Annotated in this window: 16 protein-coding genes and 2 tRNA genes; 8 read left to right on the forward strand and 10 right to left on the reverse strand. The window is 54.9% G+C overall.

What is annotated here, in order from left to right; all coding sequences use genetic code 11:
• The first annotated feature begins 145 nt into the window (after positions 1-145).
• Positions 146-613, forward strand: a complete 468-nt coding sequence (gene matP, locus HP564_RS01020) for a macrodomain Ter protein MatP (protein ID WP_371239346.1) — start codon at positions 146-148, stop codon at positions 611-613.
• Between the two features lie 68 nt (positions 614-681).
• Here the strand turns inward: matP and ompA are convergent, their stop codons facing one another.
• The gene (gene ompA, locus HP564_RS01025; protein WP_371239348.1) at positions 682-1,749 is read right to left on the reverse strand and encodes a porin OmpA; all 1,068 of its coding nucleotides are present in this window, start codon (positions 1,747-1,749) and stop codon (positions 682-684) included.
• 352 nt (positions 1,750-2,101) lie between these two features.
• Entirely contained in the window at positions 2,102-2,593 is a 492-nt protein-coding gene (gene sulA, locus HP564_RS01030) for an SOS-induced cell division inhibitor SulA (RefSeq protein WP_371239350.1), read from the reverse strand.
• Positions 2,594-2,803: 210 nt separating this feature from the next.
• Between sulA and HP564_RS01035 the strand changes: the two genes are divergently transcribed.
• Entirely contained in the window at positions 2,804-3,415 is a 612-nt protein-coding gene (locus HP564_RS01035) for a TfoX/Sxy family DNA transformation protein (protein ID WP_371239352.1), read from the forward strand.
• Here HP564_RS01035 and yccS read toward each other — a convergent pair.
• Positions 3,412-5,550: a YccS family putative transporter gene (gene yccS, locus HP564_RS01040; RefSeq protein ID WP_371239354.1), complete on the reverse strand. Its 2,139-nt coding sequence runs from the start codon at positions 5,548-5,550 to the stop codon at positions 3,412-3,414. The genes HP564_RS01035 and yccS overlap by 4 nt on opposite strands.
• Positions 5,551-5,559: 9 nt before the next feature.
• Positions 5,560-6,003: a YccF domain-containing protein gene (locus HP564_RS01045; protein WP_371239356.1), complete on the reverse strand. Its 444-nt coding sequence runs from the start codon at positions 6,001-6,003 to the stop codon at positions 5,560-5,562.
• Between the two features lie 124 nt (positions 6,004-6,127).
• Here HP564_RS01045 and helD point away from each other — a divergent pair, with 124 nt between their 5' ends.
• Positions 6,128-8,182 carry a DNA helicase IV gene (helD, locus tag HP564_RS01050; RefSeq protein ID WP_371239358.1) on the forward strand — a complete coding sequence of 685 codons (2,055 nt, stop codon included), beginning with the start codon at positions 6,128-6,130 and terminating at the stop codon, positions 8,180-8,182.
• Here the strand turns inward: helD and mgsA are convergent, their stop codons facing one another.
• Both mgsA and HP564_RS01060 read right to left on the reverse strand, forming a co-directional pair.
• Positions 8,183-8,641, reverse strand: coding sequence for a methylglyoxal synthase (gene mgsA, locus HP564_RS01055; RefSeq protein WP_371239360.1), 459 nt, complete (start codon positions 8,639-8,641; stop codon positions 8,183-8,185).
• A gap of 68 nt (positions 8,642-8,709) precedes the next feature.
• A complete protein-coding gene (locus HP564_RS01060) occupies positions 8,710-9,351 on the reverse strand; it encodes a DUF2057 family protein (RefSeq protein ID WP_371239362.1) in 642 nt (213 codons plus the stop codon).
• 172 nt (positions 9,352-9,523) lie between these two features.
• Between HP564_RS01060 and HP564_RS01065 the strand changes: the two genes are divergently transcribed.
• Positions 9,524-9,946, forward strand: coding sequence for a CoA-binding protein (locus HP564_RS01065; protein WP_371239364.1), 423 nt, complete (start codon positions 9,524-9,526; stop codon positions 9,944-9,946).
• A 30-nt stretch (positions 9,947-9,976) separates the two neighbouring features.
• On the opposite strand, the gene hspQ is transcribed toward HP564_RS01065, so the two are convergent.
• Positions 9,977-10,294 (reverse strand): heat shock protein HspQ, encoded by a 318-nt coding sequence (gene hspQ, locus HP564_RS01070; protein ID WP_371239365.1) that lies wholly within the window; start codon positions 10,292-10,294, stop codon positions 9,977-9,979.
• A gap of 59 nt (positions 10,295-10,353) precedes the next feature.
• Complete coding sequence (gene rlmI / locus HP564_RS01075; RefSeq protein ID WP_371239367.1) at positions 10,354-11,544, reverse strand: 23S rRNA (cytosine(1962)-C(5))-methyltransferase RlmI; 1,191 nt, start codon at positions 11,542-11,544, stop codon at positions 10,354-10,356.
• 85 nt (positions 11,545-11,629) lie between these two features.
• On the opposite strand from rlmI, the gene yccX reads away from it, so the two are divergent.
• Positions 11,630-11,908: an acylphosphatase gene (gene yccX, locus HP564_RS01080; protein ID WP_371239369.1), complete on the forward strand. Its 279-nt coding sequence runs from the start codon at positions 11,630-11,632 to the stop codon at positions 11,906-11,908.
• Here the strand turns inward: yccX and tusE are convergent, their stop codons facing one another.
• Together tusE and yccA are read right to left on the reverse strand one after the other, a co-directional pair.
• Complete coding sequence (gene tusE / locus HP564_RS01085; protein ID WP_371239371.1) at positions 11,909-12,235, reverse strand: sulfurtransferase TusE; 327 nt, start codon at positions 12,233-12,235, stop codon at positions 11,909-11,911.
• A 111-nt stretch (positions 12,236-12,346) separates the two neighbouring features.
• Positions 12,347-13,003 (reverse strand): FtsH protease modulator YccA, encoded by a 657-nt coding sequence (gene yccA, locus HP564_RS01090; RefSeq protein WP_371239373.1) that lies wholly within the window; start codon positions 13,001-13,003, stop codon positions 12,347-12,349.
• Between the two features lie 219 nt (positions 13,004-13,222).
• Here yccA and HP564_RS01095 point away from each other — a divergent pair.
• The 3 genes from HP564_RS01095 to agp all read left to right on the forward strand — a co-directional run bounded on the left by HP564_RS01095 (position 13,223) and on the right by agp (position 15,348).
• Positions 13,223-13,310, forward strand: a tRNA-Ser gene (locus tag HP564_RS01095).
• Between the two features lie 67 nt (positions 13,311-13,377).
• Positions 13,378-13,465, forward strand: a tRNA-Ser gene (locus tag HP564_RS01100).
• A 236-nt stretch (positions 13,466-13,701) separates the two neighbouring features.
• Positions 13,702-15,348, forward strand: coding sequence for a bifunctional glucose-1-phosphatase/inositol phosphatase (agp, locus tag HP564_RS01105; RefSeq protein ID WP_371239375.1), 1,647 nt, complete (start codon positions 13,702-13,704; stop codon positions 15,346-15,348).
• Positions 15,349-15,400: the final 52 nt, after the last annotated feature.

The raw sequence follows: 15,400 nt of genomic DNA on the forward strand, positions 1-15,400 counted from the left end.
AAGAAAAGCGGGATTATACAGGAATCCCCCTGGCTACGCACGGCATGGTGCGGAATAACCCTGAGACAATCAACGCCTTTTCCTTACTGCATCTGGCAAAAAAGCTGTTATTCTTGATTTGTTACGCGGTCACGATGAGATTCCGATGAAATACCAGCAACTCGAAAATCTTGAAAGTGGATGGAAATGGAAATACCTGGTGAAAAAGCACCGGGAAGGCGAGCCGATCACGCGACATCTCGAACTCAGCGCCGCGCAGGCTGCCGTTGATGAGCTACTTTTGATGGAAAATCATCCAGCAGATGTGGCGGAATGGATCGCGCAACACATTCATCCCGATCTTGATAACCGGCTCAAGCAAACGATTCGTGCGCGCCGCAAACGGCACTTTAATGCTGAGCATCAGCACACGCGCAAAAAATCTATCGATCTGGAATATCTGGTCTGGCAACGTCTGGCAGGGCTGGCGCAGCGCCGTGGCTGCACGCTGTCGGAAACTATTGTTCAACTGATTGAAGATGCAGAACGTAAAGAGAAATACGCCACGCAGATGTCGAGTCTCAAGCAGGGGCTACAGGCTATCCTGGGAAAATCTGAGACAGGTAACGACTAGCTGTTTCTCTGTCGTAAACAGCAGACATAAAAAACCCCGCTTAAGCGGGGTTTTTCTTACATTGAAACTTAAGCCTGCGGCTGAGTTACAACGTCTTTGATACCTTTCACGTCGATTTCTACGCGACGGTCCGGCGCCAGGCAGTCGATCAGAGCCTGACGGCCTTTCACGCTGTCACAGGTGTTGCCGGTAACTGGGTTAGATTCACCCATGCCACGTGCAGAGATCTTGTTAGACGGGATACCTTTAGAAACCAGGTAGTCAACCACTGACTGAGCGCGTTTCTCAGACAGTTTCTGGTTGTACTGGTCAGAACCGATGCGGTCAGTGAAGCCCAGGACAACAACAGAACCGTCTTTCGGATCCATTGAGCTCAGCTGGCTATACAGCTGGTCCAGAGCCTGCTGGCCTTCCGGCTTCAGGGTAGATTTGTTGAAGGTGAACAGCACGTCAGACTTCAGGGTGAAACGCTTGGTTTCAACAACTGGAGCCGGAGCCGGAGCCGGAGCTACAACCGGTGCAACTTCATCCTGACCGAAGCGGTATGAAACGCCTACGCTCAGCATGCCGTTGTCAGGACGTGCGCCAACGGTGGCTGCGTCGCCGATGTTGTTAACCCACTGGTAGTCCAGACGGGTAGCCCAGTTCTGAGTCAGAGCGTATTCAACACCCACAGCGGCCAGCGGAGAAACGCCGGTGTCGTGGTCGCTGATGCGGCCGTTAACCTGGTTGTTCTGAGTTGCGTCTGCACGCCATACCATACCACCCAGACGAGTGTAGATGTCCAGATCGTCAGTGATCGGGTAGCTCAGTTTAGCAGCCAGCTGAACGCCTTGTGCTTTGAATGCGCCGTTGTTCACGGTGCCTTTGTTCGGCATACGACCAAGCCAGTCGTAACCCAGTTCAAAGCCCAGGTACGGGTTAGCCTGATAGCCCAGGAATGCACCTGCGCCCAGCTGAGATTCGTGGGTCGGGCCATTGTTGTTGCCGTAACCATTACCGTAGTAACCAGTATCGTGATACTGAGACCAGCCCAGTTTAGCACCGGTATACCAGGTGTCATCTTTCGGAGCGGCCTGCGCTACGGTAGCGAAGCCAGCCAGTGCCACTGCAATTGCGATAGCTGTCTTTTTCATTTTGCGCCTCGTTATCATCCAAATAGGCAATGAGCAAAAAGGGATGCTCTTGGTTGTAATCCTTCGCCGGGTTAATACGCTCGCTTATGACTCTACCGATAAAAAACGGAGATTATTGAGCACCCTGGCGAGGTAAAGTCTACAACGAGATTGGAAACTTACAAGTATGATGTGAGGGGATGCTGCAAAAAAACAGGGCGTTATACACATATTCTAACATTTACCCTGGTCTTCATCCCGCTGCCTTTATCAGCAAAATGCAGCTAAACCATTGTCAAAGCTGGAGGGAAAAGAATCAGTGGTTTAGCCGAAACAGAAAACAAAAAAAACCAAGGAAAAATCCTAATTTTACTTAATGAAACAAATCCGACTGAATTTTTAGCCCTTTTGCTGGTCGTAGCGACTCAACCGAAGGTGAACTTGCACGCATAATCAAACCCAGTGCTTTACCTTCCGCCGCAGCCTGCTCCAGAGCGCGACGCTCTTCTTCTTCTAAATCATACGGAATCCATGCCAGTACTACGCTGTAGTTGCCTGTACGTAAAGCCTTAATCATCGCTTCAACTGAGGTACAACGCTCGGAATCCGCAACGTGCATGCTCTTCTCCAGCGGCAGCCCTGACTGCTGAAGCCAGGCGCGATTCAGCTTATGCGCGGGCGTTAACCACAACTGCCAGCGAGACTCCTGACTAAGCTGCTGTAATAACGGCAACAGCAACATCTGCATCATGCCGGGCTGCTCGCTATAGCGTAGCTCCGTAATCCAGCCGCTGTGTGGCGACGGTCTGGCCGAGGAGGCATGACGCTGAACAAAGCCTGCATTATTAAAGTGTTGTGTACGCATAAGTAGGTCACTCAGTCTTGAACTGTATGGATATACAGTAATGACTTCATGCACAAAGATCAACCTCAAATTTGGAAAACGGCTCGCAAAAACTGGAGAAGGTCTGACGAGAAAGCATTTATTCATTGAACCCGTTAAGGATTTTTTCTATATCTCTAACGGGCTGAAACAAGTGGATTTTTTGAATTTTTCGCACAAGGAGAGCGAGCCATGAAAAAACAACATCCGGTTGTAGAACGTGCCTGCGAGCACCTCGCCGCGCTGGGCTCCGTCGAGTCTCGCACGCAGTTTGGTGGCTATTCGCTGGCAGTTGAAAAGGTGGTTTTTGCGCTAATCAATGATGATGCACTCTACCTGCGCGCCAGCGAAGCGTTGCGAGCCTATGCTGCAAAACAGCCGATGCAGCCGCTGGTGTTTCGCAAACGCGGCACTTCAGTCAATCTCAACTACTATCGCGTTGACGATGCACTCTGGAATGATGCACGCCAGCTGCTGGCACTTTCGGCCGCTTCGCTCAGTACGGCACGACAGGAATCGCAGAAAAGAGAGCTCACCTCCCGACTCAAAGATTTGCCAAATCTGAGCCTGCGCATGGAGCTGATGCTGCAGGAGGCGGGCGTAAAAACCGTCCGACATTTACTGGAGCTGGGAGCTAAGCAGTGCTGGCTCAAACTCCGGGCAATTAATCAGCATGTCGGCCTTAAGACACTGCTGGCGCTGGAGGGCGCCATTGAGGGACGGCATGAGGCCGCTCTGCCAAAGGCGGTCAGAGCGGAGCTTAATGAGTGGTATCAGCAGACGCTAAAGCAGACCGCCTCTTAAACGTCAGCGAGGGTGCGGCGCAGGCGGGCGATCTCGGGCAGCAACGCGACCAGCAGACCCAACTGCTGCAATACCAGCGGCGCGCGTGTCTCCTGATCGGCGGCCAGATCGCTGATACGCTGCGTCAGCGCGTGTTGCATGTTTTCCGCCTCTTTATCACCGACGACATCGGTTTGCAGCACATCTTCAACATAGCAAACCGTATCATCAAGCAACGCCAGTAGCGCATCATCGGTCAGCCTGTCGCGGTGCGCCCCCAGCGCTGAAATGTAGCTCAGAAAAGAGTGGTTAAGGCAGAGCAGCTGAAAAGCGGACTCTTTATGCTTCTGTTGAGTACGTGATTCACCGCTCATGTTGGAGACGACGGATGCCAGTTCCGCATCGGCATTGTGGGCATCGCGGCGTGCGATACGGTAGGACAGACGGTTATCTTTGCCCTGGTGATACTGCTCCATGATGGCATCCAGATAACGACAGTTCGCATTGAGCGTTCGGCTCGCCACCACAGGCAACTGACGGAAACGCCAGTCGGGCCAGATAAACGCGACCGCCAGCCAGGCAAGGGCACATCCGAGTAGCGTATCCACAATGCGCGGCAGAGCAACTTCAAACCCCTCACCCAGCAGGTTGAAACAGAGCAGCACCAGCAACGTGATAAACAGCGTCGCCTGCGCATACTGGACCTGACGAAAGGCAAAAAAGAGCACGCCACTCACCACAATCAGGATCAGCTGGCCCTCCGTTGAGGGCACCAGCCAGAGGACCGGCAGGCCGATAACAATACCTGCCAGCGTACCCGCAATACGCAGCGCCAGCCTGCGGCGGGTCGCATTATAGTTAGGCTGGCAGACGAACAGGCTGGTTAGCAGGATCCAGTAACCACGATCGAGACCGGTGAGCTGAATGAAGCCATAGCCTACGCAGAGCACAACCGTCATACGCACTGCATGGCGAAACAGCGCTGAGGCAGGCGTCATATGACGGCTTATACGCAGACGGATATCGCTCCAGCCGCTCAGCCCTTCACGCGACAGTCGGTTGTCATTCAATGGGCTGTCGCTGGCGAAAGACTGATCCGATTCGATCGATCCCAGCTGTGCATCGATGGCGCGCAGATTGCGCAGCAGCCAGAAGAGCGGGCGCAGATGAGGGGCGTCAGGTTCATTTTGCTGCAGGCGTTCCAGCGCGGTTTGTAAACGGTCAAAAGCACGCTCGAAGCGCGGATCGTGTTCCCAGCGTTCCCGCAAGAGAATGCACTGTGACAGCTGCCGGCACGCCTGTGCCTGCATATTGAGCAGCCGCTGAAAGCGAAAGAGAATTTCGTTGTAGCGCCAGTCATCGCGCAGCAGATGGTATTGCAGGTGGGATGAGCTGGCACGTTCGTGAATATCCTGCGCCACGAAATAATAATGCAGGCTGCGTCGGGTGCTGCGCGAGCCTCGGTCGCCGCGCAGACGGCTTTGCAGCGTCGTTTTTGTCAGATTGAGCTGTGCTACCAGCTGACTGTTGACCATGGCCGTGCGAATCAGAGTGGCATCATCTTCTGCTTCGCCGTCTGGATCGAACCGGTTAGCCTTGGCCTCGAGATATTGCGCCAGCTGCGCATAGCTGCCTGCCAGCTGCTCCTGTACGGGCCGCACCGGAAACATCAGATGGCCAGACAGGGTCAGCAGGTTGTACCAGAGCGCACCGACCAGCAGCAGGACAGGCTGCATATACCACTGGGAAAACAGCCCGATGCCCAGCATGGTGTAGACGGCAATCAGCAGGGCACCAAATGCGATAGTCGCGTAACGCTGGCCAAGCGCGCCGAGCAGGATAAAGCCCCAGGTCGACAGGGCCAGCCCCACGATAAAAATAAGTGGGTGAGGAAACAGCAGTTCTACTGAGACTGAGGCGATGCAGAAGCAGAGCAGGGTAATAAAAAGATTGCGCAGGCGGCCGCTGAGACGATCGTCCAGATCCGCCAGCGCGGCGGCCACCACGCCCAGCGTAAGCGGAATGGTCCAGTCAATCTGGTGCAGCCACCAGGGAACGGCCGCGCACCCGGTTAATGCCAGAAAGATGCGCAGCAGATAGCGCCAGGTACTGTTGAACAGATAGTTGCGCCAGCCCGGCAACGCTTTCGACATCATCGGTTGACCTCAGTAACGGCGGCGAGCGTTGGCTTCACGCGCGGCGCGCGCCTCTTCAACCGGAACGACCCGGCGGCCCACTGGCCAGAGCGCAATTGCGGCGATTTTAAAATTGGCAATGCCTACGGGGATGCCAATGATACTCAGGCACTGAATGATTCCGGTGGAAATGTGCGTCAGGCAGAGCCACCAGCCGAAAAAGATCAGCCAGAAGATATTGAGGAAGGTCCCCCCGGTGTTCATCAGCGCGCTTTTGCTCTCCGGGCGTAGCACGTCGACATGCACCGCTTCGTTGCCATAGGGGAGCAGCGAGAGTCGGGTAATTTCCCAGCAGGAGCGCGTCAGCGGAAGCGTGAAAATCAGCACAATGCTGACCAGCGTGGCAAACAGCCAGCAGAGGGTGGTAATAAAGCCACCGAGAAAAAAATTGAGAATATTGAGCACGGTACGCATGACGTTCTTTTCCTTTTGCTTTCCGCAAGATGTGCCGCCAAGTTTAGCCTGTTTTAAGGCTGGAGCGTCAAGAGTCTGACAGGTAAACTCCCGATATTCTTACCTCCCGTTTGACGGTGTAGACATGGAACTCAAAGCGACATCGATGGGTAAACGACTTGCCCAACATCCTTATAACCGCGTTCGCCTGCTGGCGGCTGGGGTGGAAGTCAGCGGTGACAGGCACGAATATCTGATTCCTTTTAACGCGTTGCTGGATATCAACTGTAAGCGCGGCATGGTCTGGGGCGAGCTGGAGTTTTTGTTACCTGACGAAAAAGTCGTGCGTCTGCACGGCACAGAATGGCAGGAGACCCAGCGCTTTTACCACTATTTGCAACAGGCCTGGCAGAACTGGAGCCTGGAAATGAGTGCCATCTGCGTTGAGGTGCTGACACAGCTCAAAACAGAGATTGAAGAATTCGGTAACCAGGATCGCTGGATCAAGCGTAGTGAGCTTCATGCGCTGCGCGCGACTATCGAAAAGCAGTTCGCGGCGCTACCACTGCCGCTTGAGCGCCTTAGCCAAATCAGTGACTGCCGCGAGCTTTATCATTTCTGTCAGCGCTGGCTAGAGCAGGGCGAGGCAACGCTGCGTCAGCGCAACCGCGACTGGGCCGCGCACGTGCTGAAAGCGCATCATCACTTCTTTGCGACGGTGGAAACGTCACCACTCAATGCCTCACAGAGTGAAGCCGTGGTTAACGGAGAGGATGCGGTACTGGTGCTGGCTGGCGCGGGAAGCGGCAAAACCTCTGTGTTGGTCGCGCGCGCTGGCTGGTTGTTACAGCGCAAACTGGCTATGCCTGAGCAGATCCTGCTGCTGGCGTTTGGCCGCCAGGCAGCAGAGGAGATGAACGATCGTATTCAGTCGCGGCTGAACGTGACGAATATTCAGGCGCGTACCTTCCACGCCCTGGCGCTGCATATCATTCGGGAAGGCAGCAATAAACAGCCGACGATTAGCAAGCTGGAGAGCGATACCGCTGCGCGTCACGCACTGCTTATTAAGGTCTGGCGTCAGCAGTGTGAAGAGAAAAAAGCGCAGGCGAATGGCTGGCGGCAATGGCTGCGTGACGAGCTGGAGTGGGAGCTTCCGGAAGGCCATTTCTGGCAGGATGATCGGCTGGCCAGACGTCTGGCTTCGCGTCTTGAACGCTGGCTGGGATTGATGCGTATGCATGGCGGCGCGCAGGCGGCAATGATCGCTGAGGTGCCCGACGAGGTCAGAGAGCTGTTCAGTAAGCGCATTAAGTTGATGGCTCCGCTGCTGAAAGCCTGGAAAAGCGCACTGAAAGAAGAGGGGGCTGTCGATTTTTCCGGCCTCATCCACCAGGCGGTTGCCCTTCTTGATAAAGGGCGTTTTATCAGTCCGTGGAAGCATATTCTGGTGGACGAGTTTCAGGATATCTCGCCGCAACGGGCAGCCTTACTGACGGCGCTACGCCAGCAGAACAAGCGAACCACGCTGTTTGCCGTTGGCGACGACTGGCAGGCCATCTATCGCTTCAGTGGCGCAGAAATGAGCCTGACCACCGCGTTTCACCACTATTTTGGCGATGGCGATCGCTGCGTTCTTGATACCACATACCGCTTTAACGACCGCATCGGCGATATTGCAAACCGTTTTATCCAGCAAAACCCCCATCAGCTGCGCAAACCGCTTAACAGCCTGACGAAAGGCAACAAAAAAGCCGTTGGTTTGCTGCCGCAGGAGCAGCTGGAGCCGTTGCTGAATAAGCTGAGCGGATACGTAAAACAGGAGGAGCGTGTATTGTTGCTGGCACGCTATCACCACCTGCGGCCCGATGTACTGGATAAAGCCAGGACGCGCTGGCCGAAACTTAACCTGGATTTTATGACTATCCATGCCAGCAAAGGTCAACAGGCTGACTTTGTTATCGTGCTGGGTTTACAGGCGGGTAAAGAGGGGTTTCCTGCCGCTGCGCGCGAGTCCGTGATAGAGCAGGCGCTGCTGCCGCAGCCGGAAGATTTTCCGGATGCGGAGGAACGGCGTCTTGCTTATGTCGCACTGACGCGGGCACGCCAGCAGGTGTGGATGCTATATGACCGTGAGCAGCCATCGGTTTTTGTCGAGCAGCTTCATCAGCTTGGCGTCCCCTTGCTGCGCAAAGCCTGATTAGTTCAGGCGCGCCTGCAAATAACGCGGGTAGTCGGGGATCTCAATCTCTACTGCCTGAGCAAACAGTGGAGACTGAACGATAAAATCCGCAGTGGCGCGGTTGGTGGCGACGGGAATATTCCACACGGTGGCAAGACGCAACAGCGCTTTCACATCCGGGTCGTGCGGAACGGCATTAAGCGGGTCCCAGAAGAAAATAAGCGCATCAATTTTTCCCTCAGCGATCAGCGCGCCCACCTGCTGGTCACCGCCCATCGGGCCGCTCAGCATGGCATTGACGGTGAGTCCGGTATGGCGGTTAATCAGATTTCCGGTTGTGCCGGTCGCATAAAGCGTGTGGGGTTCAAGCATCGCGTGGTTCTGCTTCACCCAGTCCAGCAGTGAAGCTTTGCAGTGATCGTGGGCAACCAGCGCGATATGTTTGCTGAGGCCAAGCGTACGGACGGTTTGTTCCATAAAAGCATCCTGGTAACGTCGTGTAACGGAAAGAATTTCACGAGTTTACCCTGTGCCTTTCCCGGCTATCAACTTGTCCTTAGCAGTTTAACCAGCGACAGAAATTGCTGGCGGGTTGCCTGATCGAAGCGATGAAACCAGCGCTTAATGGTGGGCGACTGTGCCTCATCCATCCAGACAAATTCAGCCTCAACGGGCGGCGAGGTGGCCGCTCCATCGCTGACGGTTGCGAAGTGTGGCACCGAAGCAATCTGGCCGTTGCGGTTATAAATAACCATGGCTTTTTCCATATCGCCTTCGGCGGAGGCAGGCAGGCGGTCGCGCTTGCTGGCAATCTCCTGGCCGCGTTCATCCACCAGCTGGAAATTCAGCATACGATCAAAGTGATGACGCTCGCGACGACTCTCCAGGGCGGGTAAACGGAAGATAATGGTTTTGACCTGCGCATTGAAGGTTACGATCATTGGCACCGACTGATAGCGCAGCGAGGCATCTTTATGCGCGTCGCGCAGCTGCTCAACGCGGAACAAAAACTGGTGCTGGCCGCGCTCCAGCTCAAGACTGTCGGCACCTTTCAACAGCGAGCCAGAAATTTTGCGCCCATCCAGCACCAGAAGGTCGATTTGCGGATCGAGCTTCAGGGTGATGGCATGGCAGGATGCCGAGACGAGGAGAGTAATCAACCCCGTCACGACCAAAGAGCGTTTCATGTAGTCTCCAGAACAGGGCGCAAGGTTTTGTGTGTAGCAAATTCTTACATTATGGCAGTAAATTTACATTTGAACATATGTTTTCGTGCGCCAGTGCAAAATATCTCATTTTTGAATGACGTGAAGTTACCTGCGCCGCCTACACTCAAGTCGGTGAAATAAGGAGAGAATTATGAACGATCAAACCATTCGTGACGTACTGACCAGCACGCAGCGTATTGCGCTGGTGGGTGCCAGCGATCGTCCCGACCGGCCAAGCTACGGCGTGATGAAATATCTGCTGGATCAGGGCTACGATGTCATTCCGGTCAGTCCGAAACTGGCAGGAAAAACGCTGCTTGGACAGACGGCCTACGCCACGCTGGAAGAGGTGCCGGGGCAGATCGATATGGTCGATGTGTTTCGCAATTCAGAAGCAGCCTGGGGAGTGGCACAGGAAGCCATTGCGGCAGGGGCGAAGACACTCTGGTTACAGCTTGGCGTGATTAACGAGCAGGCCGCAGTGCTGGCGCAGGATGCTGGCCTGACCGTCATTATGGATCGCTGTCCGAAAATTGAAATTCCGCGTCTGGGTGTGACGCGACAGAAAGGATAAATCACAGGCGGCGTTGAGTGCCGCCCGGGATTAGTGGCGCAGGCGCGGTGCCTGCAGCTGCTGGCGGATAGATGCAGCCAGCTCATCCATTTCCGGCTGTTCCGGATGTTCTGAGCTGGTTTCGCCGGAGAGTTGAATTTCAGCAATATAGGTGTGCACCTGATCGCCTTCTTCGTCTTCCATTACCACATGATACCAGGGGGCGGCGCGTAGCGTTTCCGTCGCGCCGACCTCGTCCAGTTTAGGTGTATCCAGTGAATATTCAGGATCAACATCCACAATCACGCCCAGCACGCCTGAAAGGCGATGACGGACTTGCTGACCAATACCAAATTTAGTGGCAATCATAGTGACCTCCAGAAAAACTGCCTCCTGATCAATATGGCGTCAGAAGCAGCTTTTTCAAGTCACACCACACGGCATGCAAAACCTTTCAGATAAAGACCCTCAGGATAGCTGGCAATCACCGGATGATCGGCTGCCTGACGGAACTGCTCGATAAACTGCGCCTCGCGGCCCGCGTCCAGCGCGGCATCGGCCACGATTTTCTGAAACAGATCGGAAGCCATCAGACCCGAACAGGAGAAGGTCATCAGGATGCCGCCAGGATTGAGCAGCTGCATGGCCAGCATATTGATGTCTTTGTAACCGCGACAGGCACCCGCCAGCTGATTTTTATTTTCTACAAACTTTGGCGGATCCATCACAATCAGGTCAAATTTTTCCCCAGCGTCACGATAGCGACGCAGCAGTTTAAACACGTCGTCGCGCAGGAACTGCGCGCGTGACACGTCCAGACCGTTAAGCGCGACGTTCTCGCGCGCCACGTCTAACGCTTCCTGCGAAGTATCAACGCTGATCACTTCACGACAGCCGCCCATTAAGGCTGAAACGGCAAACCCGCCGGTATAGGAGAAGCAGTTAAGTACGCGGGCATCCTGTGCATAGCGGCGCGTGGCCAGACGGCTGTCGCGCTGATCGAGGTAATAGCCTGTTTTGTGGCCGCCCTGAATATCAACCAGCAGCTTCATACCATGTTCGGTAATCGGCAGCAGCGCCGGTGGCATCTCACCCGTGACCGTACCCTGAGTAAGTTCCAGGCCCTCTTTTTTACGTACCGCTACGTCTGAGCGATCGTAGATGGCGCAGGCAGGGAAACAGTGCTGCAGTGCCGAGATAATCGCCGGGCGCTGATATTCTGCACCGGCAGAGAGTAACTGCAGCACGAGGAAGTTGCCAAAGCGGTCGATGGTGACGCCGGGCAGGCCATCAGACTCACCCGCGATCAGACGATAGCTGTCGAGCCCGTCCCGCTGCGCCAGCCAGTTGCGCCACTGCTGGGCCTGCTCAAAACGGCGAATGAAAAAGGCGATGTCAATCGATTCATCCTGCTGCCAGCTCCAGACGCGGGCACGAATTTGCGACTGCGGCGAATAGGCTGCACGCGCAAGAAACTTACCGTTATGGTCACAGACATCAACGGTTTCACCCAGCTGTGCTTTTCCTTCAAGGCGCGCAACGGCACCGGAAAAGACCCAGGGATGGCGGCGGAGCAGGGATTTTTCACGTCCCCTGGTGAGAATCAATCGAACGGTCATAGTTTGCTATGCTTACCTGAAAAAATGAGGCGCCATTGTCCGGCGGATAACAGGAAATTGCAACGTACAGTAGCAGGAGAGAGAAATGGCATCAGCCTGTTATAAAATCTGGGTTCAGGGTCGGGTGCAGGGCGTAGGCTTCCGCTACAGCACCCAGGCAGAGGCATCACAGCTTGGGGTGCTTGGCTACGCGCGCAATCTGGACGACGGCAGCGTCGAGGTGCTGGCCTGCGGCGAGCCGGAAAAGGTTGACGCACTGATCGCCTGGCTTAAAGCGGGCGGACCGCGCAGCGCACGCGTTGATCGGGTTCTGGTTGAGCCGCACCAGCCTGTGGAGCAGCCGCAACGTTTTACGACCGGGTAATCAAAGACACTTCGCGGGCTTTGGCAGCCCAGCAATTTTTGTTGCCTGTTTTGCCGGGCCGTCCGGGAACAGACGAAACAGATAGCGGCTGTTGCCTTTCTCTTCCCCATACTGTTGTGCCATGGCTTTAACCAGCATGCGGATAGCGGGTGAGGTGTTGTACTCCAGATAGAATGCCCGCACGAAGCGCACGACTTCCCAGTGTGCTTCACTCAGCGTAATGCCTTCCCGCTGGGCGATCTGCTCAGCCAGCTCTTCGCTCCAGTCGTCACGATGTTTTAAATAGCCTTCACCATCGGTGGCAATGGTTTTACCGTTAAATTCCACGTTTGTTCCTCACTGCTTGATTCGGCGGCATTCTACCAAATTGCGTCAGCAGAAAAAGCAAAACCCCGCCGAAGCGGGGTCGTGGTCAGTCTGTAGCCGGCTTTGCGCGCTTTAGTCGTTGCGTGCGAAGCCCAAAATGCTCAGCAGGCTGATAAAGATATTGTAGAGCGAGACATAAAGGCTGACGGTGGCACGAATATAGTTAGTTTCACCACCCTGAATGATATTGCTGGTTTCCCACAGGATGGCACCCGCAGAGAACAGAATAAACAGGGCGCTGATTGCCAGATGTAGCGCTGGCAGTTGCAGGAACAGGTTAGCGATTACCGCTACCAGCAACACCACAAAGCCCGCCATCATCATGCCGCCCAGGAAAGACATATCCCGGCGAGTTGTCAGCACATAGGCTGAGCAGCAGAAGAAGACCAGTGCCGTGCCGCCTAACGCCAGCGCAATCACATCACCCATGCCCGCCGCTAAGAACGAGCTGAGAATGGGACCCAGACAATAGCCAAGGAAGCCTGTGAAGGCGAAGGCCGCCAGAATGCCCATCGGGCTGTCAGCCAGCTTATGGGTCAGGAACATCAGACCGTAAAAACCGACCAGCATTAAAATCAGGCCAGGGCCCGGCAGACCCAGCACGGTGCTGGCGGTAGCGGTGACGGCAGAAAATGCCAGTGTCAGGCCAAGAAGAAAATAGGTATTGCGCAACACCTTATGGGTGCTGAGCAGCGATGTCCGCGAGGACGAAGTAATAAGTCTGTCCATAATGCGCTCCTTTATCAGAACACTCACTTTGCGCTGAGAATACGCAGCGGCCGCAAAACGGGAAAGACGTTTTACCCTTCTTTACGCGATAAATCGCTGTTTCTCTGAGCGGAATGGTGATTTTGCCAACGAATAACATCGTTTTGGCTGTTTTTCAGGCGAATGAATTCTTACAGGCTTTACATCCATCGGGGGGATGTTTATAGTGCGCCTCATTGCGGAGGGGTGGCCGAGCGGCTTAAGGCAGCGGTCTTGAAAACCGCCGATGGGAAACCATCCGAGAGTTCGAATCTCTCCTCCTCCGCCACTTTCCTGCTCTGTCAGGAACCGGCAAGGCAGCCCGGCTGTTTTGCAGATGTGAAGAGCATCACCCCGGAGGGATGGCCGAGTGGCTTAAGGCAGCGGTCTTGAAAACCGCCGATGGGAAACCATCCGAGAGTTCGAATCTCTCTTCCTCCGCCACACCAGACAGGCCAGCACAACGTGCTGGCCTGTTGCTTTTCTGCCCCTTATCTTTTCCGCCTTTTCTGTTTGCTCCCTGTCTTTTGGTCAATTCTGCTATAGTCCACTCACTGTTTTTGCAAACATCGGGCGCTTTTCGCCACCGGCTTAGGTTACACTGTGGGCGCTATGCCTTTAACTGAGCTAATCGGTTGATAGCCTGAGCGTTTCTCTACTGAATAAATGGAATAGGCACAATGATCAAGAAACTGAGTCTTTGCGCACTGTCGGTCCTTGCCGCACTGCCAGTCGGCATGACGGCCCACGCAGCTGAAAGCGATATGCAGCTGCAACAGGTACTGATGTTTAGCCGCCACAATCTGCGTGCGCCGCTGGCCGATAACGGCAGCGTGCTGGAACAGTCGACGAAGAAAAGCTGGCCGCAGTGGAGCGTTCCGGGTGGACAACTCACCACCAAAGGCGGCGTGCTGGAAGTCTATATGGGGAATTACACCCGCCAGTGGCTGGCGCAGCAGGGTCTGGTGAAAAATGGCAGCTGCCCCGATAGTAGTAACATTTTCGTTTATGCTAATAGCCTTCAGCGTACCGTGGCGACGGCGCAGTTCTTTGTTAACGGCGCATTCCCGGGCTGTGATATCGCCGTCAGCCATCAGGACGCCATGGGCACCATGGATCCGATCTTTAACCCGGTCATCACTGACGACAGCGAAGCCTTTAATAAGAAAGCGCTGGCGGCAATGACGGCGGAAAATGAGAAACTGGCGCTGAAGCCCGCTTTGCAAGAGTTGGACAAAATCGTTGACTACAAATCTGCGCCCGCCTGCAACAACAAAAAACAGTGCGATCTGAGCAGCGGCAGCAATACTTTCAGCGCGGAAAACGGCAAAGAGCCAAACGTCAGCGGTCCGCTGAAAGTGGGTAACTCCCTGATGGATGCGTTTACGCTGCAATATTATGAAGGCTTCCCGCTGGAGCAGGTTGCCTGGGGCCAAATCAAGACGCCAGAACAGTGGAAAGCGCTGTCAGCGATCAAGAATGGCTATCAGGATGCGCTGTTTACCAGCCCGGATGTCGCTCGTGAAGTAGCCGCGCCGCTGGTCGATTACATTCGCAGCCAGCTGGTGGATGAAGACAAAGCCAACGCGCCTAAAATTACGCTGATGGTGGGGCATGACTCCAACATTGCTTCCCTGCTGAGTGCGCTTCAGGTCAAGCCCTACGAGCTGGCAGGCACATATGAGAATACACCTATTGGTGGTCAGATTGTCTTTCAGCGCTGGCACGATGCAAAAAACAACAAAGATCTGCTGAAGCTGGAATATGTCTATCAGACCGCCGATCAGTTGCGTAACGGTGATGTACTGAGCCTGAAAAACCCGCCGAAGCGCGTAACGCTGGAGCTGGCAGGCTGTCCGGTGGATGGCAACGGTTACTGCAGCTGGGAGCAGTTTACCCAGGTGCTGAACGGCGCCCTGCAGGGTACGCCGATGGCGCCAGCGGCTCAACCACAGCCAGCCGCCGCAAATGCAGCGGATGCCGATGCCGATAGCCAGGCGGGTAACGCCGCTGCTACTGACAAAGCGCCTGCGGATAAAGCGGCTGCTGACAAGGCTGCTGCTGACAAAGCCGCTGCGGATAAGGCCGCCGCACAGAAAGCTGCAGCCCAGAAAGCGGCTGAAGCTAAAGCGGCAGATGAGAAAGCCAAAGCCGCTGAAGAAAAAGCGAAAGCTGAGCGAGCTGCCGCTGAAAAAGAAAAAGCGGCCGCTGAGAAAGCCGCCGCCGATAAGGCCGCCGCTGACAAATCCAGCGCTGGCGAACCTGCGGTGCAGAAGCCGGTTGAATCTGCGCAGAACAGTGACGAAAAGCAAGCCGTTGCGCAGTAAGCGCATTGAAAACAAAAAACCCCGCCATGGCGGGGTTTTTTAATGGGGCAAA

It is taken from the genome of Pantoea sp. KPR_PJ, assembly GCF_041386365.1.
Lineage (GTDB): Bacteria > Pseudomonadota > Gammaproteobacteria > Enterobacterales > Enterobacteriaceae > Pantoea.

Excerpts from the sequence above, each read along its gene's own strand:
- matP (WP_371239346.1), top strand. The coding sequence starts at position 146 with ATGAAATACCAGCAACTCGAAAATCTTGAAAGTGGATGGAAATGGAAA.
- ompA (WP_371239348.1), bottom strand. The coding sequence starts at position 1,749 with ATGAAAAAGACAGCTATCGCAATTGCAGTGGCACTGGCTGGCTTCGCT.
- sulA (WP_371239350.1), bottom strand. The coding sequence starts at position 2,593 with ATGCGTACACAACACTTTAATAATGCAGGCTTTGTTCAGCGTCATGCC.
- HP564_RS01035 (WP_371239352.1), top strand. The coding sequence starts at position 2,804 with ATGAAAAAACAACATCCGGTTGTAGAACGTGCCTGCGAGCACCTCGCC.
- yccS (WP_371239354.1), bottom strand. The coding sequence starts at position 5,550 with ATGATGTCGAAAGCGTTGCCGGGCTGGCGCAACTATCTGTTCAACAGT.
- HP564_RS01045 (WP_371239356.1), bottom strand. The coding sequence starts at position 6,003 with ATGCGTACCGTGCTCAATATTCTCAATTTTTTTCTCGGTGGCTTTATT.
- helD (WP_371239358.1), top strand. The coding sequence starts at position 6,128 with ATGGAACTCAAAGCGACATCGATGGGTAAACGACTTGCCCAACATCCT.
- mgsA (WP_371239360.1), bottom strand. The coding sequence starts at position 8,641 with ATGGAACAAACCGTCCGTACGCTTGGCCTCAGCAAACATATCGCGCTG.
- HP564_RS01060 (WP_371239362.1), bottom strand. The coding sequence starts at position 9,351 with ATGAAACGCTCTTTGGTCGTGACGGGGTTGATTACTCTCCTCGTCTCG.
- HP564_RS01065 (WP_371239364.1), top strand. The coding sequence starts at position 9,524 with ATGAACGATCAAACCATTCGTGACGTACTGACCAGCACGCAGCGTATT.
- hspQ (WP_371239365.1), bottom strand. The coding sequence starts at position 10,294 with ATGATTGCCACTAAATTTGGTATTGGTCAGCAAGTCCGTCATCGCCTT.
- rlmI (WP_371239367.1), bottom strand. The coding sequence starts at position 11,544 with ATGACCGTTCGATTGATTCTCACCAGGGGACGTGAAAAATCCCTGCTC.
- yccX (WP_371239369.1), top strand. The coding sequence starts at position 11,630 with ATGGCATCAGCCTGTTATAAAATCTGGGTTCAGGGTCGGGTGCAGGGC.
- yccA (WP_371239373.1), bottom strand. The coding sequence starts at position 13,003 with ATGGACAGACTTATTACTTCGTCCTCGCGGACATCGCTGCTCAGCACC.
- agp (WP_371239375.1), top strand. The coding sequence starts at position 13,702 with ATGATCAAGAAACTGAGTCTTTGCGCACTGTCGGTCCTTGCCGCACTG.